The 22,390-nt window shown below is 71.5% G+C and carries 21 protein-coding genes, 1 tRNA gene, 1 pseudogene and 1 riboswitch; of the genes and pseudogenes, 13 read left to right on the top strand and 10 right to left on the bottom strand.

The annotated features are described in order from the left end of the window. Positions 1-91: 91 nt before the first annotated feature. From ACTG9Q_RS17960 to ACTG9Q_RS17950, 3 genes are read left to right on the top strand one after another with little or no spacing between them, the layout of a single operon-like run. The gene (locus tag ACTG9Q_RS17960) at positions 92-1,180 is read left to right on the top strand and encodes a Re/Si-specific NAD(P)(+) transhydrogenase subunit alpha (protein WP_455573939.1); all 1,089 of its coding nucleotides are present in this window, start codon (positions 92-94) and stop codon (positions 1,178-1,180) included. After that, complete coding sequence (locus ACTG9Q_RS17955) at positions 1,181-1,492, top strand: NAD(P) transhydrogenase subunit alpha (RefSeq protein ID WP_455573938.1); 312 nt, start codon at positions 1,181-1,183, stop codon at positions 1,490-1,492. It begins immediately after the preceding gene. Continuing rightward, entirely contained in the window at positions 1,489-2,868 is a 1,380-nt protein-coding gene (locus ACTG9Q_RS17950) for an NAD(P)(+) transhydrogenase (Re/Si-specific) subunit beta (RefSeq protein WP_455573937.1), read from the top strand. The genes ACTG9Q_RS17955 and ACTG9Q_RS17950 overlap by 4 nt, the downstream gene beginning before the upstream one ends. Here the strand turns inward: ACTG9Q_RS17950 and ACTG9Q_RS17945 are convergent. The 3 genes from ACTG9Q_RS17945 to ACTG9Q_RS17935 all read right to left on the bottom strand — a co-directional run bounded on the left by ACTG9Q_RS17945 (position 2,865) and on the right by ACTG9Q_RS17935 (position 5,199). Continuing rightward, positions 2,865-3,017, bottom strand: coding sequence for a hypothetical protein (locus ACTG9Q_RS17945; RefSeq protein WP_455573936.1), 153 nt, complete (start codon positions 3,015-3,017; stop codon positions 2,865-2,867). The two genes, ACTG9Q_RS17950 and ACTG9Q_RS17945, sit on opposite strands and share 4 nt — an antisense overlap. A gap of 361 nt (positions 3,018-3,378) precedes the next feature. After that, entirely contained in the window at positions 3,379-3,717 is a 339-nt protein-coding gene (locus ACTG9Q_RS17940; protein ID WP_455573935.1) for a histone-like nucleoid-structuring protein Lsr2, read from the bottom strand. 225 nt (positions 3,718-3,942) lie between these two features. Further along, on the bottom strand, positions 3,943-5,199 hold the full coding sequence (locus ACTG9Q_RS17935; RefSeq protein WP_455573934.1) for a hypothetical protein: 1,257 nt from the start codon (positions 5,197-5,199) through the stop codon (positions 3,943-3,945). 235 nt (positions 5,200-5,434) lie between these two features. Between ACTG9Q_RS17935 and ACTG9Q_RS17930 the strand changes: the two genes are divergently transcribed. Further along, positions 5,435-5,938 (top strand): DUF3145 domain-containing protein, encoded by a 504-nt coding sequence (locus ACTG9Q_RS17930; RefSeq protein ID WP_455573933.1) that lies wholly within the window; start codon positions 5,435-5,437, stop codon positions 5,936-5,938. A gap of 16 nt (positions 5,939-5,954) precedes the next feature. Then, the gene (locus ACTG9Q_RS17925) at positions 5,955-6,530 is read left to right on the top strand and encodes a hypothetical protein (RefSeq protein WP_455573932.1); all 576 of its coding nucleotides are present in this window, start codon (positions 5,955-5,957) and stop codon (positions 6,528-6,530) included. A gap of 50 nt (positions 6,531-6,580) precedes the next feature. Here ACTG9Q_RS17925 and ACTG9Q_RS17920 read toward each other — a convergent pair whose 3' ends face one another. The 6 genes from ACTG9Q_RS17920 to ACTG9Q_RS17895 all read right to left on the bottom strand — a co-directional run bounded on the left by ACTG9Q_RS17920 (position 6,581) and on the right by ACTG9Q_RS17895 (position 12,907). Beyond that, complete coding sequence (locus ACTG9Q_RS17920; RefSeq protein ID WP_455573931.1) at positions 6,581-8,026, bottom strand: acyl-CoA carboxylase subunit beta; 1,446 nt, start codon at positions 8,024-8,026, stop codon at positions 6,581-6,583. A 25-nt stretch (positions 8,027-8,051) separates the two neighbouring features. Next, a complete protein-coding gene (locus tag ACTG9Q_RS17915) occupies positions 8,052-9,296 on the bottom strand; it encodes a beta-ketoacyl-[acyl-carrier-protein] synthase family protein (RefSeq protein WP_455573930.1) in 1,245 nt (414 codons plus the stop codon). A 73-nt stretch (positions 9,297-9,369) separates the two neighbouring features. Beyond that, on the bottom strand, positions 9,370-9,621 hold the full coding sequence (locus ACTG9Q_RS17910) for an acyl carrier protein (RefSeq protein WP_455573929.1): 252 nt from the start codon (positions 9,619-9,621) through the stop codon (positions 9,370-9,372). Between the two features lie 69 nt (positions 9,622-9,690). Next, positions 9,691-10,665 (bottom strand): beta-ketoacyl-ACP synthase III, encoded by a 975-nt coding sequence (locus ACTG9Q_RS17905; protein WP_455573928.1) that lies wholly within the window; start codon positions 10,663-10,665, stop codon positions 9,691-9,693. Further along, complete coding sequence (locus ACTG9Q_RS17900) at positions 10,662-11,588, bottom strand: ACP S-malonyltransferase (protein WP_455573927.1); 927 nt, start codon at positions 11,586-11,588, stop codon at positions 10,662-10,664. Before ACTG9Q_RS17900 ends, ACTG9Q_RS17905 begins: the two co-directional genes overlap by 4 nt. Positions 11,589-11,740: 152 nt before the next feature. Beyond that, positions 11,741-12,907: a PucR family transcriptional regulator gene (locus tag ACTG9Q_RS17895; protein WP_455574048.1), complete on the bottom strand. Its 1,167-nt coding sequence runs from the start codon at positions 12,905-12,907 to the stop codon at positions 11,741-11,743. Between the two features lie 646 nt (positions 12,908-13,553). Here ACTG9Q_RS17895 and ACTG9Q_RS17890 point away from each other — a divergent pair. Beyond that, positions 13,554-14,327 (top strand): mechanosensitive ion channel family protein, encoded by a 774-nt coding sequence (locus ACTG9Q_RS17890; RefSeq protein ID WP_455573926.1) that lies wholly within the window; start codon positions 13,554-13,556, stop codon positions 14,325-14,327. A gap of 143 nt (positions 14,328-14,470) precedes the next feature. After that, a riboswitch (FMN riboswitch) is annotated at positions 14,471-14,593 on the top strand. An 86-nt stretch (positions 14,594-14,679) separates the two neighbouring features. Continuing rightward, positions 14,680-15,297: a nicotinamide mononucleotide transporter family protein gene (locus ACTG9Q_RS17885; RefSeq protein WP_455573925.1), complete on the top strand. Its 618-nt coding sequence runs from the start codon at positions 14,680-14,682 to the stop codon at positions 15,295-15,297. A 40-nt stretch (positions 15,298-15,337) separates the two neighbouring features. Here ACTG9Q_RS17885 and aceE read toward each other — a convergent pair whose 3' ends face one another. After that, the gene (gene aceE / locus ACTG9Q_RS17880) at positions 15,338-18,103 is read right to left on the bottom strand and encodes a pyruvate dehydrogenase (acetyl-transferring), homodimeric type (RefSeq protein WP_455573924.1); all 2,766 of its coding nucleotides are present in this window, start codon (positions 18,101-18,103) and stop codon (positions 15,338-15,340) included. A gap of 289 nt (positions 18,104-18,392) precedes the next feature. On the opposite strand from aceE, the gene ACTG9Q_RS17875 reads away from it, so the two are divergent. The 6 genes and pseudogenes from ACTG9Q_RS17875 (at position 18,393) to ACTG9Q_RS17850 (ending at position 22,221) form a co-directional block, all read left to right on the top strand. Then, the gene (locus tag ACTG9Q_RS17875; RefSeq protein WP_455573923.1) at positions 18,393-18,824 is read left to right on the top strand and encodes a DUF3052 domain-containing protein; all 432 of its coding nucleotides are present in this window, start codon (positions 18,393-18,395) and stop codon (positions 18,822-18,824) included. 94 nt (positions 18,825-18,918) lie between these two features. Beyond that, positions 18,919-19,380, top strand: a complete 462-nt coding sequence (locus tag ACTG9Q_RS17870) for a peroxiredoxin (RefSeq protein WP_455573922.1) — start codon at positions 18,919-18,921, stop codon at positions 19,378-19,380. Positions 19,381-19,421: 41 nt separating this feature from the next. Next, positions 19,422-19,496, top strand: a tRNA-Val gene (locus ACTG9Q_RS17865). Between the two features lie 333 nt (positions 19,497-19,829). Further along, a pseudogene (locus ACTG9Q_RS17860) lies at positions 19,830-20,833 on the top strand (glycosyltransferase). A gap of 426 nt (positions 20,834-21,259) precedes the next feature. After that, positions 21,260-21,403 carry a hypothetical protein gene (locus tag ACTG9Q_RS17855; RefSeq protein WP_455573921.1) on the top strand — a complete coding sequence of 48 codons (144 nt, stop codon included), beginning with the start codon at positions 21,260-21,262 and terminating at the stop codon, positions 21,401-21,403. A 143-nt stretch (positions 21,404-21,546) separates the two neighbouring features. Then, positions 21,547-22,221, top strand: coding sequence for a DUF6218 family protein (locus tag ACTG9Q_RS17850; RefSeq protein WP_455573920.1), 675 nt, complete (start codon positions 21,547-21,549; stop codon positions 22,219-22,221). The last annotated feature ends 169 nt before the right edge of the window (positions 22,222-22,390 follow it).

Here is a 22,390-nt window from a genome sequence, read left to right as displayed (position 1 = left end):
CCGGTATCCGCGCAGGTCAGCCCGTGATCGTTGGCTAACGGCAACTGGGATCATCGCCGCGAACCACCCATGAGGTGGTAAACCATGGGGCGTGACGGCCAACACTGTCGTAGGGGTCCCCAAGGAGTCCGCTCCGGGCGAGCGGCGGGTCGCCCTCGTCCCCAAAGTCGTGGAGCGGCTGCGCGCCCGCGGCATCGACGTCGTGGTCGAACCCGGCGCCGCGACCGCTGCCCTGATCCCCGACGGGGCCTACACCGCCGTCGGGGCGTCGATGGGCGACCCGTGGGCCGCCGACCTGGTGGTCAAGGTCAGCGCGCCGACCGGGGAGGAGATCACCCGCCTGCGCCCCGGCGCGACCGTGATCGGCTTCCTCGCCCCGCTCACCGACCCGGCGAACGTCGAGGCGCTCAAAGCCGCGGGCGTCACCGGGTTCGCCATGGAGTCGGTGCCGCGCATCTCCCGCGCCCAGTCGATGGACGCGCTGTCCTCCCAGGCCAACGTGGCCGGGTACCGCGCCGCGCTGCTGGCCGCCGAGCACCTGACCCGGTTCTTCCCCATGCTCACCACCGCCGCGGGCACCGTCCCGCCCGCCAAGGTGCTCGTCCTCGGCGCGGGGGTGGCCGGGCTCCAGGCGCTGGCCACCGCGCGCAGGCTGGGCGCGCACACCACCGGCTACGACGTGCGCCCCGAGGTCGCCGAGCAGGTCCGCTCGGTCGGCTCGCAGTGGCTGGACCTGGGCATCGAGGCCGCGGGCAGCGGCGGGTACGCCCGCGCGCTCACCGACGCCGAGCGCGAGGAGCAGCAGCGCCAGCTGGGCAAGGCCATCGGCGGCTTCGACGCGGTCATCACCACCGCGCAGGTCCCCGGCCGCCCGGCCCCGCGCCTGGTCACCGCCGACGCGGTGCGCGGGATGCGGCCCGGCGCCGTGGTGGTCGACCTGGCCGGGGAGTCCGGCGGCAACTGCGAGCTGAGCGAGCCCGGCGGCACCGTCGTGGCCTACGACGTCACGGTGACCGCGCCGCTGAACCTGCCCGCCACCATGCCCGAGCACGCCAGCGAGCTGTACGCGCGCAACGTGCTCGCGCTCATCGAGCTGCTGGTCGACGCCGACGGTGCGCTCACCCCCGACTTCGCCGACGAGATCGTCCGCGGCGCGTGCGTGACCCGGGAAGGGGAATAGATGCTGCTGCAGAACCTGGCGGTGCTCGTGCTCGCGGGCTTCGTCGGCTTCCTGGTCATCTCCAAGGTGCCCAACACCCTGCACACGCCGCTGATGTCGGGCACCAACGCCATCCACGGCATCGTGCTGCTCGGCGGGCTGATCGTGCTCGGCCTCGGCGCCGAGGGCACGCTGGACAAGATCCTGCTGGTGGTCGCGATCGCGTTCGGCACGATCAACGTCGTCGGCGGGTTCCTGGTCACCGACCGGATGCTGGCGATGTTCAAGTCGCCCGCGGACAAGCGCGGGCGCCAGGGGGAGACGAAGCGATGACCCTCGTCCAGATCCTCTACATCATCGCCTTCGCCCTGTTCATCTACGGCCTGATGGGGCTGACCGGCCCGCGCACGGCGGTGCGCGGCAACTGGATCGCCGCCGCCGGGATGGGCGTGGCCGTCGTGGCGACGCTGATGCTGCCCGGCATGGGCAACTGGTGGCTGATCCTGCTCGGCCTGGCCATCGGCGCCGCTGTCGGCGTGCCCTCGGCGCGGCGGGTGAAGATGACCGCGATGCCGCAGATGGTGGCGCTGTTCAACGGCGTCGGCGGCGGCGCGGTCGCGCTGATCGCCTGGGTGGAGTTCCGCCAGAGCGAGGGGTTCGCCCACGAGGCGATGTACGTGGCCATCGCCAGCCTGTTCGCCGCGCTGGTCGGGTCGATCTCGTTCTGGGGCTCGATCATCGCCTTCGGCAAGCTCCAGGAGGTCCTGCCCGGCCGCCCGATCGGGGCGGGCAGGCTCCAGCAGCCGATCAACCTGCTGCTGCTCGTGGCCTGCGTCGCCTGCGTGGTGGCCATCGTCGCGGGATCGGCCTCGCAGTGGCTGATCATCGGGCTGCTCGTGCTCTCCGCCGCGCTGGGCGTGCTCGTCGTGCTGCCCATCGGCGGCGCGGACATGCCGGTGGTCATCTCCCTGCTCAACGCCCTGACCGGCCTGAGCGCCGCGGCCATGGGCCTGTCGCTGGACAACACCGCGCTGATCGTCGCGGGCATGATCGTCGGCGCGTCCGGCACGATCCTGACCAACCTGATGGCCAAGGCCATGAACCGCTCCATCCCGGCCATCGTCGCCGGTGGCTTCGGCGGCGACGGCGGCCCGGCCGCGGAGTTCGACGGCGACCGCACCGTCCGGCGCACCAGCGCCGCCGACGCGGCCGTCCAGATGGCCTACGCCAACCAGGTCGTGGTCGTCCCCGGCTACGGCATGGCCGTCGCGCAGGCCCAGCACGCGGTGCGCGAGATGGCCGACCTGCTGGAGTCCAGGGGTGTGTCGGTGTACTACGCCATCCACCCGGTGGCAGGCCGCATGCCCGGCCACATGAACGTCCTGCTGGCCGAGGCCGACGTGCCCTACGACCGGCTCAAGGAGATGGACGAGATCAACGGCGAGTTCAGCCGCACCGACGTCGCCCTGGTGATCGGCGCCAACGACGTCACCAACCCGGCCGCCCGCACCGACCCCTCCTCCCCGATCTACGGCATGCCCATCCTCAACGTGGACGAGAGCCGCTCGGTGATCGTCCTCAAGCGCGGCATGGCCACCGGCTTCGCGGGCGTCGACAACACCCTGTACTTCGACCCCAAGACGGCCATGCTCTTCGGCGACGCCAAGTCCTCGGTCTCGGATGTGGCCGAGGAGTTGAAGAACCTCTAGCAAGCCCTCAACAGGACCGGACCGGGCGCCATGCCCGGCCCGGAACGCGCCACGGCGGTGTGGGTCAGGGTGGTGGCGGGGACGCTGGTGCGCAGTTCGTTGTTGGCGTAGATGTCGTCGACGAGCCGGACCCGCCGCCGTGGGCGCACCGCGCCGAGGTGATCCACGACTTCCCGTACCGGCCGCCGGTGAAAGACAAGCAGGCGCCCGCCCTGCCGCTAAACCAGGCGGGCATCGGGCGCCTGTCCTATTTCCCGCTGCCGGATGGCGCGCCGGATGTGCGGCGGGCGAGGCTATCCGGAAACGGCGGCGACGCGCGCGACGCGGGCGTTCCGGGCGGTCGCGGCAGCCATGCCGGGCGGTTTCCGGATCGCCCGCGGGCCCTGGCCCGCGCCGCGGGCCCGGCTCGTGGTCGGCGCCATCGGCGCGACGACTTGCCGACCTATAAGGGGAAAATCCGACGGCGCCCACGGGTGTGGGCGCCGTCAGTGCTGTTAGTTGCGCGCGCTACTAGCCGTTGTGTGCTTCCTGGAAACGCATCACGAGCGCGTGCGGGATACGCCCGCGCTCGGCGATGGTCTCGCCCTGACTGCGGGCCCATTCGCGGATCGCCTGGTTGTCGGGCTTGTCCACGGCCGCCGCCTTCCGGGTGCTCGCGGCCTTGCCGCGCTTGCCCCCGGTCTTGCGGGCGTGCCCGACGAACTCCGCCAGCGACTCGCGCAGGCGGGAGGCGTTCTCCGCGGACAAGTCGATCAGGAAGTCCACGCCGTCGAGAGCGAAGGCGACGGTCTCGTCGGCCTTGCCACCGTCGAGATCATCGACCAACTCGACAACGGTCTTCTGTGCCACGGTTTCCTCCGCGTGGTGTGTGCCAGTCTGGAATCGGCGAATCAGACCCGCATGGGCGGATCACCATATCCCCCAAAGCGCCGATCGGGGGGAGCTTATCGCCTAACCGGCGCCGCTTGTCATCGGGCCGCGCCGACTGGCCGCAAGTTTGGCCGGAATATTCTTCAGCTTCATGCCCGGCCGATATTCCGTGTTGCCCGCACACGAGACATTTCGGTGTTCTCGCTACCCGGTCACGGCCAACCGCAGCGCCCGCTCGGCCACCCCGCGCAGGTCCGGGTCCGCCGGGTCGGAGGTCTTGTCCAGCCAGACCGCCCGCACCAGCTTGACGCTGTTGCCCTCCCGGCCGGTGACGAAGGCCGCCGAGTCGAACGTCGGCGCCACCCCGCCGGGCCAGGCCACCGCGTCCTGGTCGCGCACCCCGCCCGCGCCCGGCCGCTCGGCGACGGCCAGCAGCTCGGTGGCGGTGGGGCTGGCCGCGAACCGCAGCACCGAGACCAGCACCGCGGCCCGGTCCCCGTCCGCGGTGGCCTCGTAGCGGGACCTGATCACCCGCACGCACCCGTTGCGCTCCAGCCAGGCCCGCACGTCCCCGTACGTCGCCGCCACGCAGTCCGGACCGGCCGCGCTGCCGCGCGCGGCGAAGGACACCCCGTCCACGCCGACAGCGGCCTCGACGGGTGTCTGCCGCCCCTCCGACGCGGAGTCACCCGAGCCCAGTGCCAGCACGATGCCCGCGACCAGCAGCACCAACACCAGCGCCGCGGCGGCGATCGGCAGCCAGCGCGGCCCGCGCCTGACGCGCTCGGCGCGCGGCGACGCCGAGGACGGCTCCCGGACGACCGACTTGGGGATGAACGTCGTGCGCGCGGCGGGCGCGAACTCCGGGAAGCCCTCGGCGACCAGCTCCTCGGTGTCGAGGTCCACCCCGGGGTGCAGGGCGGTCAGCAGGGCGCGCGCCTGCGACACCGTGCACGGGTGGTCGTGGGTGGCCAGCTCGCGGGCCGCGGTGAGCAGGGTCATCGGCTCCGGGTGCAGGATGCGCACCCCGCGCATGAGGTCGGCCGAGGGCTGGGAGACGTGCGAGACGTAGGGCCCGACCGCGATCACCACCCCGACCGGCAGCGGCTCGACCCGCCGCGCCTGCAACCGCGCGGTCACCGCCGCTCCCGAGGCCAGTGCCTCCGCGCCGGGGTTGCGCGCGCCGTCGGGGCGCACCAGCGGCCAGCCGTCGGTCTTCCACTGCCCGGCCAGCGGCGCCTCCAGCCGCACCGCGGGGTCCGGCAGGTCGACGCCGGTCACCACGATCAGCCCGCGCGGCAACAGGACCACCGCGTCGAGGGGGTGCGGGCACTGCGGCGGGTGCACGCCCAGCAGCGCCACGCCGCCGAGCACGGAGCCCCCCGGGCCCCACGCGGCGAGCGCGGCCCGCACGTCGGCGCTGACCTTGGCGATGGGCTCGCCCAGCCGCAACAGCCGCACGTCACACCTCCCGATCGGCGTGAGTTCCCGCTCAGTATCCGGATCGACACGCTAGCGGGCTCGCTGTTCACCCGATCGCCTGACCTGTGTGACGGGGGTGGCCTCCGTGATTCGTGTGGCCAAAGTGATCGGTTGCGGGCACAATGGCATCCGGGAAAGACCGCGATGTGCGGGGCCGTCGGCGCGTTCGGGGACGTAGGGGAAGACGATCCTCGTCGAGCACCGGAGGTCAGCAGTGAGCACCCGTGGAAACACCCGAGGCGTGGTGTACGTCCACTCGTCGCCGACTGCGGTTTGCCCGCACGTCGAGTGGGCGATCTCCGGCACGCTCGGGGTGCGCGCAGAGCTGCGCTGGACGCCGCAGCCCGCCGCACCCGGCCAGTTGCGCGCCGAGTACGCGTGGACGGCCGAACAGGGCAGCGGCGCCAAGCTGGCCGCCGCCCTGCGCGCGTGGCCGATGATCCGCTTCGAGGTCACCGAGGACCCGAGCGCGGGTGTCGACGGCGAGCGCTGGTGCTTCGCGCCCGCGCTGGGCCTCTGGCACGCCCGCACCAGCGCCAACGGCGACATCGTCGTCGGCGAGGACCAGTTGCGGACCCTCGCCGCGAACGCCCGCGCGGGGGAGTCCTTCGCCTTCGGCGTCGACGAGCTGCTGGGCGCGTCGTGGGACGAGGCCCTGGAGCCCTACCGGCGCGCGGGCGACGGCGCGCCCATCACCTGGCTGCACCAGGTCGGCTGAGTGGCATCCTGGTCCGGTGCGCTCTGACCGGCAGTCCTGGCTGCTCCCGGCGGTCCTGCTCGCGGTGATGGTCACCGCGGCGGGCGGCCTGCTCGCCCGTGACCTCTACGCCGAGACCCCGGTGACCCCGCCCGCGATCCTCCCGACGAGCACCAGCGCGCTGCCCGTGGCCGAGCAGCCGGGCAGGCGCGACGTGCAGGGCACCCAGGACGCGACCAGGCACCCGATGTACGAGACCGTCCGCCAGCTCCTGCAGACGCACTTCGACGCCATCAACGGGCGCAGCTACGAGCGCTGGATGACCACGGTGACCTCGACGGTCACCAAGCACCGGCCCGAGGAGGACTGGCGGGCGGCCTACCGGTCCACTCAGGACGGCAGCGTCGTGGTGTACCGGGTCGAGAGCGGTCCCGCGGAGAGCGCCAGGGTGTTCCTGAGCTTCGTCAGCACCCAGGACGTCGCGGACGCGCCGCTGGAGCTGCCCGAGGAGTGCATCCGGTGGCACGTGGTCTACGCGGTGGTGATCGAGAACGGCGCGTGGCGCATCGACGCGGGCGCCACGGGGGCCAGCCCCCAGCACGACCCCTGCTGAACGCGAAAGCCCCTGTCCACCGCGGTGGACAGGGGCTTTCGCGTCGAGTTCTACAGCGGGATGTTGCCGTGCGCGCCGCGCCCGGCAGGCGCCGCTGCCAGGGCCTCGGCAAGGCGCTGGCGGGTCTGGCGCGGCTCGATGACCTCGTCCACCACGCCGATCGCCATGGCCCGCTCCACGCCGCCCGCGAGGCGCTCGTGGTCGGCGGTCAGCTGGGCCAGCTTCTCCTCGCGCTCGGCCTCCGGCGTGGCGGCCAGGGTCTTGCGGTGCAGGATGCCCACCGCGGCCTTGGCGCCCATCACCGCGACCTCCGCCTGCGGCCAGGCGAACACCGCGGTGGCGCCCAGCGAGCGGGAGTTCATCGCGATGTACGCGCCGCCGTAGGACTTGCGCAGCACCAGCGTCACCCGGGGCACGACCGCCTCGGCGAACGCGTGCAGCAGCTTGGCCCCCCGGCGCACGACCCCGCCCCACTCCTGGCCGACGCCCGGCAGGTACCCGGGCACGTCGACCAGCACGACCAGCGGAACCCCGAAGCTGTCGCACATCCGCACGAACCGCGCGGCCTTCTCCGCCGAGAGCGAGTCGAGGCAGCCGCCCTTGCGCAGCGGGTTGTTCGCGATCACGCCCACCGTGCGCCCGCCGAGGCGGCCGAGGCCGACGACGATGTTGGGCGCCCACTTCGCCTGCAGCTCCTCGAACTCCGAGCGCCCGTCCTCGCCCATGTCCAGCAGGCCGCGCACGACCGGCTTGATGTCGTAGGCCCGGTTCGGCTGCTCGGGCAGCAGCGCCCGCAGGTCCTCCTGGCCGCGCACGGCGTGCAGGTCGAACATGCCCGGCTTGGCGAACATCGCGGTGATCCGCCTGGCCCTGCGGTAGGCGTCGGGCTCGTCGTCGGCGAGCACGTGCACCACGCCGGACTTGCGCCCGTGCGCCTCGGCCCCGCCGAGGCCCTCCTGGTCGATCTGCTCGCCGGTCACGCTGCGGACCACGTCCGGGCCGGTGACGAACACCCTGCCCTGCGGGGCCATGATCACGATGTCGGTCAGCGCGGGCCCGTAGGCCGCGCCGCCTGCGGCCGGGCCGACGACCACCGAGATCTGCGGCACCCGGCCGGAGGCGCGGATCATCGCGGCGAAGACGTTGCCCACCGCGTCCAGCGACTCGACGCCCTCGGCCAGCCGGGCCCCGCCGCAGTGCCACACGCCGACGACCGGGCAGCGCTCCCGCAGCGCGGTGTCGATCGCCTCCACGATGTGCCCGCAGCCGTCGGTGCCCATCGCGCCGCCCATCTTGGTGGCGTCGGTGCAGTAGGCGATCACCTTGGTGCCGTTGATCCGGCCGCGCACGGCGTACACGCCGCTGGAGTCGGCAGGGCGCAGCGGCGCCAGCGAGTCGGGGTCGAGGAGCGCGGTGAGGCGGACCTGCGGGTCGCGGGGGTCCAGCTCGCGCCGCTCGTCGCCGCCGCTCTCCGGGCGGGTGGCCAGGGCGGTCATCTGTTTGTGCTCCCTAAGTGGGGGGTCATGCGGTGAAAGCGAGCGCGACGTTGTGCCCGCCGAAGCCGAACGAGTCGTTGATCGCGGCGTGCAGCTCCACCTTGCGCGGCTGCCCGGCCACCACGTCCAGGCCGATCCGGGGGTCGAGCTGCTCGAGGTTGCGGGTCGCGGGGATGACGCCGTAGTAGATCGAGAGCAGCGTGAAGATGCTCTCCACCGCGCCCGCGCCGCCGACCAGGTGGCCCATCGAGGACTTCGGCGCGGTCAGCACCACGTGCTCGCCGATGGCCTTGCGGATCGCGGCGGCCTCGCCGACGTCGCCGACCACCGTGGAGGTGGCGTGGGCGTTGACGTGGCCGATGTCGGCCGCGGTCAGCCCGGCCATCTGCACCGCGTGCTGGATGGCCCTGATCTGGCCGATGCCGTCGGGGTGGTTGCCGGTGATGTGGTGGGCGTCGGAGGTCATCCCGTAGCCCGCGAGGCGGCCGTACACCCGAGCCCCGCGCGCGGCGGCGTGGTCGGCGCGCTCGAGCACCAGCACACCCGCGCCCTCGCCGAGGACGAAGCCGTCGCGCTCGGTGTCGAACGGGCGCGAGGCCCGCTCCGGCTCGTCGTTGCGGGTGCTCAGCGTCCGCGACTGGGCGAACCCGGCCACCGTGATCGGGTGGATGCACGCCTCGGCCCCACCGGCGACGACCACGTCGGCCCTGCCGTTCTGGATCATCTGGTACGCGCTGGCCAGGCCCTCGGCGCCGGAGGCGCAGGCGGACGCCGGGGAGTGCACGCCCGCGCGGGCGCGCAGCTCGATGCCCACGTGCGCGGCCGGGCCGTTGGGCATCAGCATCGGCACCGTCAGCGGTGAGACCTTGCGCAGGCCCTGCGTCTCCAGGATGTCGTCCTGGTCGAGCAGGGTCACGGGGCCGCCGATTCCGGTGCCGATGCTGACCCCGAGGCGCTCGGGGTCGACCGACTCGTGCTCGTCGGTCGGCAGCTCGAAGCCCGCGTCCGCCCAGGCTTCCCTGGCCGCGATCAGCGCGATCTGCTCGCACCGGTCGAGCCTGCGGGCCTGCACCCGGGGCAGCACCTCGCTGGGGTCGACCGCCAGCGGGGCGTGCAGCCGGGCGGGCAGGCCGAAGCGCTCGACCCAGTCCGCGTCGTTGCTGCGGACGCCGTTCGCGCCTGCCAGCAGCGCTTCCCAGGTGGCGGAGACGTTCCCACCGAGCGGCGTGGTTGCGCCGATACCGGTGACGACGACGTCGACGTTGCTCATGGGGTATTCCTTCGCGAAGCGGGAGTGGCCTGCCGGCGCCGGACGGCCCGGGGTGCTCCTTCGAGCGGGTGGATCAGACGTTGGCCGAGACGTACTTGACCGCGTCGCCGACCGTCTTGAGGTTGGCCAGCTCGTCGTCGGGGATCTTGACGCCGAACCGGTCCTCTGCCTGCACGGCGATCTCGACCATCGACAGCGAGTCGATGTCCAGGTCGTCCACGAAGGACTTGTCCGCGGTCACGTCGTCGGGTGCCACGCCCGCGACCTCCTCGACGATCTCGGCGAGGCCGGTGAGGATGTCCGAATCGCTGGGCTTGTCCGCCATCGCTGACGTCCTTCCTATTGTGCCAACCGGGCCGGTACCGCACCGCCCGGAAACCTTGTGAGCACCCTTTCAGGGGCAGATCACGGCCTGTCCGGCGTAGGACAGGCCCGCGCCGAAGCCGATCAGCAGCGCGATGTCGCCGGGCTTGATCCGGCCCGCGGCGCGCATGTGGTCCATCGCCATCGGGATCGACGCCGAGGAGGTGTTGCCCGAGTGCACGATGTCGTCGGCGACGACCATGTCCTCGCGCGCGCCCTTGGCCCGCAGCCGCTTGGCGATGGCCTCCACGATACGCAGGTTCGCCTGGTGCGGGATGAGGACGTCCACATCGGAGGGTCGCAGACCGGCGGCCTCCAGCGCGCGCAGCGCGATCGGCGCGATCTGGGTGGTCGCCCACCGGAAGACCGACTGGCCCTCCTGGAAGATGTAGCGGTTGTCGCGCATGTAGATCATGTCGACCAGGTCGCCCGCGCTGCCCCAGACCACCGGGCCGATGCCGGGGGTCTCGGACGGGCCGACCACGGCGGCGCCCGCGCCGTCGGCGAAGATGATCGCGTTGGCCCTGTCCACCGGGTCCACCCAGTCGGTCAGCTTCTCGGCGCCGATCACCAGCACCCGCCGCGCCGAGCCCGCGCGCACCAGGTCCGAGGCGGTGTTGAGGGCGTAGCAGAAGCCCGCGCAGGCGGCGTTGAGGTCGAAGGCGCCCGCGGCCTTCACCCCGATCCGGTCGGCCACCTGGGCCGCGCCGTTCGGGATGGGCGTCGGCATGGTGCAGTTGGCCAGGATCACGGTGTCCACATCGGAGGGCGTGAGGCCGGAGTCGGCCAGCGCCTTGGACCCGGCGATGACGGCCATGTCGACGAGCAGCTCGTCCTTGGCCGCGAAGCGCCGCTCGGCGATGCCGACCCGCTCCTTGATCCACTGGTCGGTGGTGTCCATGATCCGCGAGAGGTCGTCGTTGGTGACGATCCGCTCGGGCTGGTGGCTGCCCACGCCCATCAGGCGGGTCGCGGCCGCGCCCTGGGTGATGCGCAGTGCGGTCATGCGGTGGTGCTCCCGATCAGCTCGGCCACCGCGTCGAGGTCGGCGGGGCTCTTGAGGGCCGCGGTGGGGACGCCCTTCAGCTCGCGCTTGGCGAGGCCGACGAGCGCGCCCGCGGGCGGGAACTCGACGATCGCGGAAACACCGCGCTCGGCCATCGCCGCCTGGCACAGGTCCCAGCGCACGGGGCTGGTGACCTGCTCGACGAGGCGGGACAGCACGTCGGGTCCGGTGGTGACGACGGCGCCGTCGCGGTTGGACAGCAGTGTGCGCGCCGGGTCGGCCGGGGTCGCCAGCGTCGCGGCGTGGGCCCGCAGTGCCTCTTGGGCGGGGGCCATGTAGCGGGTGTGGAAGGCGCCCGCGACCTTGAGGGCGATCACCTTGGCGTCGGTGGGCGGCTCGGCGGCCAGCTCCTTGAGCGCCTGGGCCGAGCCCGCGGCGACGATCTGGCCCGCGCCGTTGCGGTTGGCCGCGACGAGGTCCAGCTCGGCGAGGCGGGCCAGGATGCCCTCCTCGGTGCCGCGGACCAGCGCGGCCATGCCGGTCTGCTCCAGCTCGCAGGCCGCGGCCATCTCCCGGCCGCGCACGGCGGCCATGGCCAGCGCGTCCTCGGCGCTGAGCACCCCGGCGATCACGGCGGCGGCGAACTCGCCGATGGAGTGGCCCGCGACCAGCGCCTCGGCGGGGATCTCCACGCGCTCGCGCAGGGCCTCGTAGGCCAGGAGGGTGGCCGCGACGATCAGCGGCTGGGTGATCGCGGTGTCCTTGATCTCCTCGGCGTCGGCCGTGGTGCCGAGCCGGGCCAGGTCCAGCCCCGTGACCTCGGAGAACCCCGCCAGGCGCTCAGCGGCGCCGGGCAGTTCGAGCCACGCGGAGAGCATGCCAGGGGTCTGGGAGCCCTGTCCGGGCGCGAGTAGTGCGATCACTCGTCCACTGAACACTGTTCCGGCCGTCGACGCGCATGCTGTGACTCACCAAGTCGACGCGGCTCCTTTGTAGGAAACCTCCAAAGGTTACCGGCCGATGAACGCCGTAGGCGGCCAAGAGTTGTCTGGTATGGCAGGATCACACGCAGTGATCACCACAGCCCGCGGGCCCTGGAGAGGCGGCCGACGGCGAGGGCGACCCGCAGCACGAGCGCGTCGCGGGGGTCGGCGGCGTTGCGCCCGGTGAGCTCGGTCGCCTTGCGCAGCCGGTAGCGGACCGTGTTCGGGTGCACGAACAGCTGGCGCGCGCACATCTCCAGCACCCCGCCCGCGGCCAGGTACGCCTCGACGGTCTCCAGCAGCGCGCCGCCCGCCTCCTCCAGCGGCCGGGCGACCCGGTCGATGAGCTGCCACTCCGCCTCCGGGTCACCGGCCAGCGCCCGCTCGGGCAGCACGTCGGTCGAGCGCACCGGGCGGGGGGCGTCGGGCCAGGCGACCACCGCGCGCAGCCCGGACAGCGCGTCGGCGGCGCTGCGGTGCCCCTCGGCCAGGCTCGCCACGGTCGGCCCGGCGACCACCGCGCCCTCGCCGAAGGCGTGCGCCATCCGGCCCAGCGCCTCCCGGTCGGCGGCGCTGTCGGTGGGCCCGGCCAGCACCACGACCAGCCGCGAGCCCTGGACCCCGAGCAGCACCGGCCGCCCGGCCCGCGCCGCGCGGCTGCGCACCTCGTAGACGACGGTGGGCGGGTCGTCCGATGGCGGGTTGCCGACCAGCACGGTCGCTTCGGCCGCCGGGTCCCAGCCCAGCGCGGCAGCGCGTGAGAGCAGGGACTCCTCCGCGTCGCCGCGCACGATCCCGTCGACGACCAGCGCTTCGAGCCGCGCGTCCCAGGCGCCGCGAGCTTCCGCGGCCGAGGCGTAGGACATGGCGGAGGCGAAGGCGACTTCCCGCCCGTAGCGCAGCACGGCTTCGGAGAGCACGGCGCGCTCGTCGTCGTCGGCGGCGAGGTCGGGCACCATCTCCTCGAACACCCGCAGCGAGACCCGCACCATTTCCACGGTCTGCCGCAGGCTCACCCACCGGGACAGCTCCCGCGGCGCCCCGCGGAAGGTGTCGGTGGTCAGCCGCAGGGCCTCACGCGGGTCCTTGAGCCACGCCGTGAACCCGGCGACGCCGTTCTGGGCCACCAGCAGCACACTGGCCCGCTGGTCAGCGGGCATCCGCCCGAACCAGGGGAACTCCCGGTCCATGGCCGCCACCGCCGCCGAGGCCAGCTTCCCCGAAGCCCGCTCCACCGCCCCCAACGTCCCCGCAGACAACCGCCGCCCACTCACCCCCCCAGACTCCCACACCCCACCCCCCACCGAACCCCCCAACCGGATCACCAACCGGATCACCAACCGGCCCCCGCCACCACCTCTCCCACCAACCCCCAGACATCACCCGCACCCCATCCGACCCCACCAACCCTCCGGAAACCACCGGCACCCCAAGAACATCACCAGCGAGCCCCCGGACACCACAGGCAACCCGGCGCCTCCAGACCCCCGTCGAGCTTCCAGACACCGCTGGCGAGCCTCCGACACCGTTGTTGAGCCTCCGACACCGCTGGCAACCGCCTGGACACCACGCTGGTTCAGGAACCCGCCGCACCGTGGGGGTCTGGGGGGCTCGGCCCCCCAGGAGTAATCGAAGGACCGATCCCAGCGAAGCGCGCAGCGCGAGCAGGGTCATCGAATCGGTCCGGAACAGGCCGCCCGGCATGTCGGTGCGCTCAATGCCGGGCGGCCATCTCCCCGGTCCCCACCGGTGATTCCACTATGGATCTATGGCGGGCGGACTGCCAGACGGGACAAGGGATTTCCCCCGTTCGTGGCATGTGTCTGCGGTTGCAGGGGCGGACGGCGGAGGAAAGGATCAAATAGGACAGTCATGACCGTCGGGGGACGTAGGGAGGTTCACGCCATGGGTCAGGAGCTTCGGGAAGGGCTGGGGCAGGCGTGGTCGATGGTGGCCACGTTCGTGCCCAAGCTGCTGGCTTTCCTGGTCATCCTGCTGATCGGCTGGTTGATCGCGAAAGCCGTGTCCAAGGGGCTGTCGATGCTCATGGGGAAGCTCGGCTTCGGCCGCCTCATGGAGAGGACCGGGCTCACCAACCTGACCCGGAACTCCGGCGTCGACCCCGGCACGATCATCGTCAAGCTCGTCTACTACTTCATCCTGCTGATCGCGCTGCAGCTGGCGTTCGGCGTGTTCGGGGATTCGAACCCGGTGAGCCAGCTGCTCAACGAGGTGATCGCGTTCCTGCCGCGCATCCTGGTGGCGATCGTGCTGCTGATCGTGGCCGCCGCGGTGGCCAGGGTGGTGCGCGACCTGGTGACCAGCTCGCTCGGCAACCGGCCGTTCGGGCCCGCGCTGGGCACGGCCGCGTACGTCCTCATCCTGGCGCTCGGTGTCATCGCCGCGCTGAACCAGGTCCACATCGCGACCTCGGTGACCACCCCGGTGCTCATCACCGTGCTGGCCACGGTCGGCGCCATCCTGGCCATCGGCCTGGGCGGCGGCCTGATCAAGCCGATGCAGGAGCGGTGGGGCGGGTGGATCGACCGCGCAGAGTCGCAGCTGGGCGGCAACTCGTCTCCGCGCGGTCAGGCTCCCCAGGGCGCGTACACCGCGCCCCCGGGCAGTGCTGAGGCCCCGACCCCGCCCGCCGGGTTCGAGCAGCGTCCGCCGCAGTAAGTGCCGCAATAGGTGCCGCGGTAGGTCGTGCGTGGTCGAAGGGCGCCGGATCGTCTCAGGCGCCCCTTCGGCGTGTTCGAACGGCATCCCAGGCGAGGTGGGCGGGAACATCCACATCGCGTCCCGCGTTGCGGGGTGTGGAGACGTGCGCTCCGGGGTCGGTGCAACTCCGAGCCGGCGGTGACAGCCCGCGACCCGCTCGCTGAGCGGTTGACCTGGTGGAATTCCGGGGCCGACGGTCAAAGTCCGGATGGGAGGACGCGCGCGCCGCCCGCGCGCGCCCTGGTGCCGCACGGGCGGTCTGCGGCGTCCTCCTGTCCGCCCCCGGGGTGCCTGGGGCGAGGAGGATGACGTGCACGTGCTGAGGGAAAGCGGCTTCGTGGTGTTCGGGCAGCCGGTCACCTGGGCCGAGCTGATCGGGCAGGTGTTCGCGCTCGCCGTGGTGTTCCTGGCGCAGCGGCGGACCCTGTGGACGTGGCCGGTGCAACTGGTGTCGGTGGCCCTGCTCTTCGCCGTCTACACCTCCGCGCACCTGGGCGGGCTGGCCGTGCGCCAGGTCGTCGTCGGGCTGATCGCGGTCTACGGCTGGTGGGCGTGGACCCGGCGCCGGGACCCGGTGTTCGGCGTGGCCGTGCGCCGGGCGACAGGGACGGAACTGGCCGTGGTGGCCGCGCTGTACGCGGGCGGGACCGTGGCGTTCGCGCTGGTCCTGGAGTCGCTGGGCGCCTCGTGGGCGCCGTGGCCGGACGCGGCGATCTTCGTCGGGACTGTGCTGGCGTTCGCGCTGCAGGCCCGCGGCCTGGTCGAGTTCTGGCTGGTGTGGCTGGTGGTCGACGCCGTCGGCGTGCCGCTGCAGATCGCGTCGGGCCTGTGGTTCAGCGCCGGGGTCTACCTGGTGTTCGCCGGGCTGGTCGTGCACGGCTGGGTGAGCTGGTACCGCTCGGCCCGCGCCCAACTGGCCGTGGCGTGACGACGGGGGCGCCCCACTGAAGGGACGCCCCCGTCGTCGATCAGGCCACGCCGGGGTCGGACGTCTGCGGACCGGCCGCGGTGACGTCGTCGATCCGGTAGCGGCGGGCGGCCTCGGCCGCCGTCGAGGCGTCGACCTCGCCGCGGCGGGCCAGCGCGCTCAGCACGCCGACGGTGATGCACTCGGCGTCGACCATGAAGTGCCTGCGCGCGGCCGGGCGGGTGTCGGAGAAGCCGAACCCGTCGGTGCCCAGGGTCAGCATGTCCGTCGGCACCCACGGCCGGATCAGGTCCGGCACCGCGCTCATCCAGTCCGACACCGCGACCACCGGGCCGGACGAGCCTGCCAGCGCCGTGGTGATGTACGGCTTGCGCGGCTCGGCGCCCGGGTGCAGCAGGTTGCGCCGGTCGGTGTCCACCGCCTCGCGGCGCAGCTCCGACCACGACGTCGCCGACCACACGTCGGCGTGCACCCCCCACTCCTCGGCCAGCATCCCCTGCGCCTTCAGCGCCCACGGCATCGCCACGCCGGAGGCGAGGATCTGCGCGCGCGGGCCGTCGCCGCCCTCGGCCTGGCGGTACCGGTAGAGCCCGCGCAGCAGGCCCTCCACGTCCAGGCCCTCGGGCTCGGCGGGCTGCTGGTAGGGGTCGTTGTAGACGGTGAGGTAGTAGAAGATGTCCTCCGCCTGCTCCCCGTACATGCGGCGCAGGCCGTCCTTGACGATGTGCGCCAGCTCGAAGCCCCACGCCGCGTCGTAGGCCACCACGGCCGGGTTGGTCGCCGCCAGCAGCAGCGAGTGCCCGTCGTTGTGCTGGAGGCCCTCGCCGGTCAGCGTCGTGCGCCCCGCGGTGGCGCCCAGCACGAAGCCGCGCGCCATCTGGTCGGCCGCGGCCCACAGGCCGTCGCCCGTGCGCTGGAAGCCGAACATCGAGTAGAAGATGTAGACCGGGATCATCGGCTCGCCGTGGGTGGCGTAGGAGGTCCCCGCCGCGGTGAACGACGCCGTCGAGCCCGCCTCGTTGATGCCCTCGTGCAGGATCTGGCCCTGCTCGCTCTCCTTGTAGGACAGCATGAGCGAGGCGTCGACGGAGGTGTAGAGCTGGCCCTGCGGGTTGTAGATCTTCTGCGTCGGGAACATCGAGTCCATGCCGAACGTGCGCGCCTCGTCCGGGATGATCGGCACGATCCGGCCGCCGATCTCGGGGTCCTTGGCCAGGTCCCTGATCAGCCGGACGAACGCCATCGTGGTGGCGACCTCCTGCTTGCCGGAGCCGCGCTTGACCACCTCGTAGACCTTGTCGCCGGGCAGCACCAGCGCCTTGGCCTTGCCGCGGCGCTCGGGCAGGTACCCGCCGAGCTGGCGGCGGCGCTCCTGCAGGTACTGGATCTCCGGGGCGTCGTTGCCCGGGTGGTAGTACGGCGGCAGGTACGGGTCGTGTTCGAGCTCGGCGTCCTCGATCGGGATGCGCAGGGTGTCGCGGAAGAGCTTGAGGTCGGCCAGCGCCATCTTCTTCATCTGGTGCGTGGCGTTGCGGGCCTCGAAGTGCGGGCCGAGGTTGTAGCCCTTGATCGTCTTGGCCAGGATGACCGTCGGCTGGCCGTGGTGGTCCATCGCCGCCTGGTAGGCCGCGAAGACCTTGCGGTAGTCGTGGCCGCCGCGCTTGAGGTTCCAGATGTCCGGGTCGGACATCGGCTTGACCAGTTCCTTGGTGCGCGGGTCGCGGCCGAAGAAGTGCTCGCGGACGAACGCGCCGTCGTTGGCCTTGTAGGTCTGGTAGTCGCCGTCGGGCGTGGTGTTCATCAGGTTGATCAGCGCGCCGTCGCGGTCGGCGTGCAGCAGGGCGTCCCACTCCCGGCCCCAGATGACCTTGATCACGTTCCAGCCCGCGCCGCGGAAGTGGGACTCCAGCTCCTGGATGATCTTGCCGTTGCCGCGGACCGGGCCGTCGAGGCGCTGCAGGTTGCAGTTGATGACGAAGGTCAGGTTGTCGAGCTGCTCGTTGGCCGCGACGTGGATCAGCCCGCGCGACTCCGGCTCGTCCATCTCGCCGTCGCCGAGGAAGGCCCACACGTGCTGGTCGGAGGTGTCCTTGATGCCCCGGTCGCGCAGGTAGCGGTTGAACCGCGCCTGGTAGATCGCGTTCATCGGGCCAAGGCCCATGGAGACGGTCGGGAACTCCCAGAAGTCCGGCATCAGCCGCGGGTGCGGGTAGGACGGCAGGCCGCCGCCTGGACCGGCGTGGGAGAGTTCCTGTCGGAACCCGTCGAGCTGGTCGGCCGAGATGCGGCCCTCAAGGAACGCGCGGGCGTAGATGCCGGGGGAGGCGTGGCCCTGTACGTAGATGTGGTCGCCGCCGCCGGGGTGGTCCTTGCCCCGGAAGAACCAGTTGAAGCCGACCTCGTAGAGGGCGGCGGAGGACGCGTAGGTGGAGATGTGCCCGCCCACCCCGACGCCGGGCCGCTGCGCCCGGTGCACCGTCATCGCCGCGTTCCACCTGATCCAGGCGCGGTAGCGGCGCTCGACCTCCTCGTCGCCGGGGAACCACGGCTCCTTCTCGGTCGGGATGGTGTTGACGTAGTCGGTGCTGGTCAGCGCGGGGAGGCCGACGTGGCTCTCCCGGGCGCGCTCCAGCAGGCGCAGCATCAGGTAGCGGGCGCGCTGCTGGCCGCCCGCGGCGAGGGCGGCGTCGAAGGAGTCCAGCCACTCCGACGTCTCCTCGGGGTCGATGTCCGGGAGGTGCGCCGCGAGGCCGTCACGGATCACGCGGACCCGCTCGGGCGTGCTCTTGCTGTTCTGGGAGGCCAACTCCGAACTCCAGCCTGCGTCGATGGGGCAGTGCACGCGCGCGCGGTTAACGCGCGCGCGTATGGACACTCTGCCATGCTGCTCTGAATCGTGACTGACGTCATCGTTACTGGTCAGTACGGGTGGCGAACCCGATCTGGGGGGACACCATCGCGGCGTGTCGGGAAGCGGACGGTTGCGCTGGTGGCCACACTCAGTGTTCGCTATCGCCTAACCGAACAGGCATAACGCGGTCGGACGGGCTCTGGAAGCCCGACCGACGCGAGAGCGGGACTGGAGGAAAGACACCGTGGTGGCCGCGGGAGACGCCGGGTACGCAGGCGTCGCCGACAAACTGGGGATCGCACAAGACAACGTCGTCCAGGAAATTGGCTGGGACGAGGACGTCGACGACGAGATTCGCGCTGCCGTCGAGGAGCGCATCGGGAGTGAGATCCTCGACGAAGACGCCGACGACGTTGTCGACGTCGTCCTGCTCTGGTGGCGGGAGGACGACGGCGACCTCGTGGACGCGCTCATGGACGCCATCGGGCCGCTCGCCGACAGTGGGGTGATCTGGGTGCTCACACCGAAGACCGGCCGCCCGGGCCACGTCGAGCCCAGCGAGATCGCCGAGGCGGTGCCAACCGCGGGGTTGTCGCAGACCTCGAGCGTGAGCGTGGGGGAGGACTGGATCGGCACTCGCCTGGTCTCGCCGAAGACGGCCAAGACGAAGCGTTGACGTCCACCCGTCGAACACCCGGGCGGTCCGCCGTCCGGGTGCCCTAGGCTTGGTCGAAGCACCAGCCGATCGTGTATATGGGAGGACTCTGCAGATGGCGATCGAGGTCGGTTCCAAGGCCCCGGACTTCACGCTCAACGACTACAACAAGCAGCCGGTGAAGCTGTCCGACTTCCGCGGCGACAAGAACGTGCTGCTGGTCTTCTACCCCTTCGCCTTCAGCGGCATCTGCACGGGTGAGCTGTGCCAGGTGCGCGACGAGCTCGCCGAGTACTCCGACAACAACGTCCAGGTCCTCGGCGTCTCGGTCGACACCCCGTTCAGCCTGAAGGCGTGGGCGGACCAGCAGGGCTACACCTTCCCCCTGCTGTCCGACTTCTGGCCCCACGGCGAGGTCGCGAAGACCTACGGCGTCTTCCACGAGGACGCGGGCCTGGCCCTCCGCGGCACCTTCCTGATCGACACCGAAGGCACCGTCCGCTACGCCGAGGTCAACGCCCCCGGCGAGGCCCGTGACCAGGACGCCTGGAAGAAGGCCGTCTCCACCCTGGCCTGACTCATCGCGGCCTCCCGGCAACCCCGTGCCGGGAGCCCCGCGGGCGTATAGCTCAGCGGAAGAGCACTCGGCTTACACCCGAGCGGTCGCAGGTTCAAATCCTGCTGCGCCCACCAAAATTGACTCTCTCGAACCCTCGCACCCTGAACAGGGTGCGAGGCGGAGACGGGCAAGCTTTCACCCTCCACCTCGGCCTGACCGCCCGTGAACGCCGAAGGGCGCAACTACTCGCTGGCAGACTGCAATTGAATAAGCCAGTGCTCCTTCTTCTTTGTGAACGTTCCTTCAGGCAATTGCGGTCTTATTCCTGTCGGTTGTGTGCATCGTGTGTAGAAGTCGCCAAGCTTGCTGATCGCGATAGTCTGGGTCGACGGCGACCGTCAACTGTGCAAGATCATTCTGACTTTGCGGGCAGCGCAGCGCTGCTCGTCGCCTCTATGCTTGTCGGTATGCGTGTTTTGTTTGTCAGTCTTGGGTCGGTGGGGCACACCTATCCGTTGATTCCGCTTGCCGTCGCGGCGCGGGATGTGGGGGTTGAGGTGCATTTCGCGGCGGGGGAGGGGGTGCATGGGCCGTTGGAGGCTGAGGGGTTGCGGCCGTTTCGGCCCGCGGACTCGTTTTATGAGATCTATGCGGAGGACCTTGAGCCGGAGTTGGCGCGGTTGCGGCCTGATCTGGTGGTGCACGGGTGGGGGTGCCGGGGGCGGCCATTGCCGCGTTCCGGGCGGGGATTCCGGGAATCTGGCATGGGTTCGGGCGGATGATTCCTGAGGGGATCGGGTTTGAGCTGCCGACCAGGATCGCTGGGGCTCCCGGGCGGCCGCACCTTGATATCTGTCCGCCTTCCTTGCAGGACGAGGGATTTCTCGCCGCGGAAGACCGGATTGAACTGCGGCCCGTGTCGTATTCCGCGCCGGGTGCGCTGCCGGTGCGGGACAATGGCGGGAAGCCGCTGGTCTATCTGACGCTTGGCACCGCGTTCGGGACTCCCGAGTTGCTCGCCATGGCCATTGACGGGCTGGCGGGGCTGGACGTGCACGTGGTGGTCGCCACTGGGCGGGTCCTCCCGGAGCAGCTTGGGGACGTGCCCGGCAATGTCACGGTGCGGGAGTGGGTGCCGCAGGCGGAGTTGCTGCCGCATGTCGATGTGGTTGTCCACCACGGGGGCAGCGGGACCACTCTGGGGGCGCTCGCCGTCGGTGCCGTGCAGTTGATCCTGCCGCAGGGGGCCGACCAGTTCGCCAACGCGGAGGCCGTGACCGCCGTGGGAGCGGGGGTGCGGCTGCTCCCGGACGAACTCGGCGCGGACGCCATCGCCTCCCAGGTTCAGAAGCTGCTGCCATGCCGTACCGGGTACAGGGACGCGGCGCGGGGGCTTGCCGAGAAGATCGCGCGCATGCCGTCCCCGGCGGAGGTCGCTCGGAGGCTGCCGGAGTACGCCAAGCGCGCGTGAGCGCTCTGTTGTGGCATCGCCCGACCGGCGGTGGGGGCAGGAGGGGACTCATGGTGCGAGTGGGCGCCAGGGGTGTTCCCGGCTAGGCATGGATACCGTTCGGGGGTTGCCTGCCGTTCGGGTGAATGCGCCGATCGGCGGAGTGTGTTCGGACGAACGGCGCAACGGGGTGGTTGGGGCCCGTTCGTCGCAGGTTGTTGCTGTTTGGGCTCGGGGCACCGGTGAGGGTGTCCTCGGGGGTTTGGGGGGAGGGCAAACTGGCTTACATGCGGCACCGCTTTCAGGTAGGGCTCCCCGCGGCAACAGGGAGCCCTACGCGGTGTCCGCACTCCTCGAGTACCCCGATGAAGAGCCAGAAGGAGGACGAACATGCTGACGGTAACGCGTTCGCGAGGTGATGAGCCAGCGAAGCCCGCGCGGGTCTGGGTGATCCTGACCGCCGCGGGTGGTCAGCAGGAGGTCGTGCCGCTCAGGGAACTGTTCGAACGGCCGCGGTTCCTCGACTGGGTGGAGATCGTCACCCGCAAAGGATCGGTCGGCGGCGAGCGGACGCACCTGAGGCGGCGCTGACAGGAGCGGCAGGCTGGTGCACCAATCACCAGCCTGCCGCCTCCCCCGCAACGATGGCGAACGCCTCAGGGTGCGGCCGGCCACCGAGGCTGTCGGGCGGTGTCCCTATCGTCACCTCACGACACCGCGCACCTGGAGGCCCCGTGACCGAGGAGATCGGCCCGCTCGTCGCCCGCACCATCACCACCCGCGCCGCCGACGGGCGCACGATGATCGGCCACGCCGTGCTGTGCCGCGACGCCGATTCGGTGGCGCTGTGGCAGGTCAGCACGGACGGGCTGGCCACTGGCGCCTGGGTGGTCCCCGCCGAGGAGGCCTTCGGCGAGGCCGCCGCCTGGCTGGTGAGCTGCTGCGCCCAGCGCGCGGTGATCGACGTCGACGTCGAGCCGGGCCTCGCGGTGCTCGCCGAGCTGCGCGAGGCCGCGGGTGTCACCGGCCCCGCCCCGCGCTCGGTGTCCCTGGTGGACGCCGTCGCCGAGATCGCCGCCGTGCGCGCCCAGTGCGAGGCGGCGGTGGCCGAGCGCAAGGAGGCCAACAAGGCGATCCAGTCCCTGGAGTGGCCGCTGGACCTGCCCGCCGAGGCCCCCACCGACCTGGCGGGCTTCCGCGAACTGGCCCGCCTGCCCCATCCGCGCGCCGAGCGCGCCGTGGCCGCCGAAGCGCTGTCGCGGTGCGCGGTGGCGGGGTGGGTCGTGCAGCGGTGGAAGGAGACGGTCTCGGTCATGCGCAGGCGCAACTACCTGCTGGAGCTGATCGGCGGCCCGGCGCTGCTGCCGCCGCGCTGGGAAGCCGTGCTGTGCGAGGCGTTCACCGACTAGGTCGTGTTTCAGATGTGGGGGGCGGGAGAGTCGTGATCAGTCCACTCGCCGGCGGTGCGGACGGATCGTCCTCATACCGGTGTTGTATTCGGGCGTGTCCGGCCCGTGCCGCCTGCGGGCGGACTGGCGCGGCTATGCCGTGTCCCACATCTGAAACACGGCCTAGGTC

The sequence above is a fragment of the Actinokineospora lacus genome, assembly GCF_053813445.1.
The sequence above is the reverse complement of the archived record's forward strand: the minus strand, read 5'-3'. Positions and strand labels throughout refer to the sequence as shown.

Coding starts and splice junctions, on each gene's coding strand:
- ACTG9Q_RS17905 (WP_455573928.1), bottom strand. CDS start 10,665: ATGACCGCACTGCGCATCACCCAGGGCGCGGCCGCGACCCGCCTGATG.
- ACTG9Q_RS17890 (WP_455573926.1), top strand. CDS start 13,554: ATGGGTCAGGAGCTTCGGGAAGGGCTGGGGCAGGCGTGGTCGATGGTG.
- ACTG9Q_RS17910 (WP_455573929.1), bottom strand. CDS start 9,621: ATGGCGGACAAGCCCAGCGATTCGGACATCCTCACCGGCCTCGCCGAG.
- ACTG9Q_RS17920 (WP_455573931.1), bottom strand. CDS start 8,026: ATGACCGCCCTGGCCACCCGCCCGGAGAGCGGCGGCGACGAGCGGCGC.
- ACTG9Q_RS17870 (WP_455573922.1), top strand. CDS start 18,919: ATGGCGATCGAGGTCGGTTCCAAGGCCCCGGACTTCACGCTCAACGAC.
- ACTG9Q_RS17955 (WP_455573938.1), top strand. CDS start 1,181: ATGCTGCTGCAGAACCTGGCGGTGCTCGTGCTCGCGGGCTTCGTCGGC.
- ACTG9Q_RS17950 (WP_455573937.1), top strand. CDS start 1,489: ATGACCCTCGTCCAGATCCTCTACATCATCGCCTTCGCCCTGTTCATC.
- ACTG9Q_RS17915 (WP_455573930.1), bottom strand. CDS start 9,296: ATGAGCAACGTCGACGTCGTCGTCACCGGTATCGGCGCAACCACGCCG.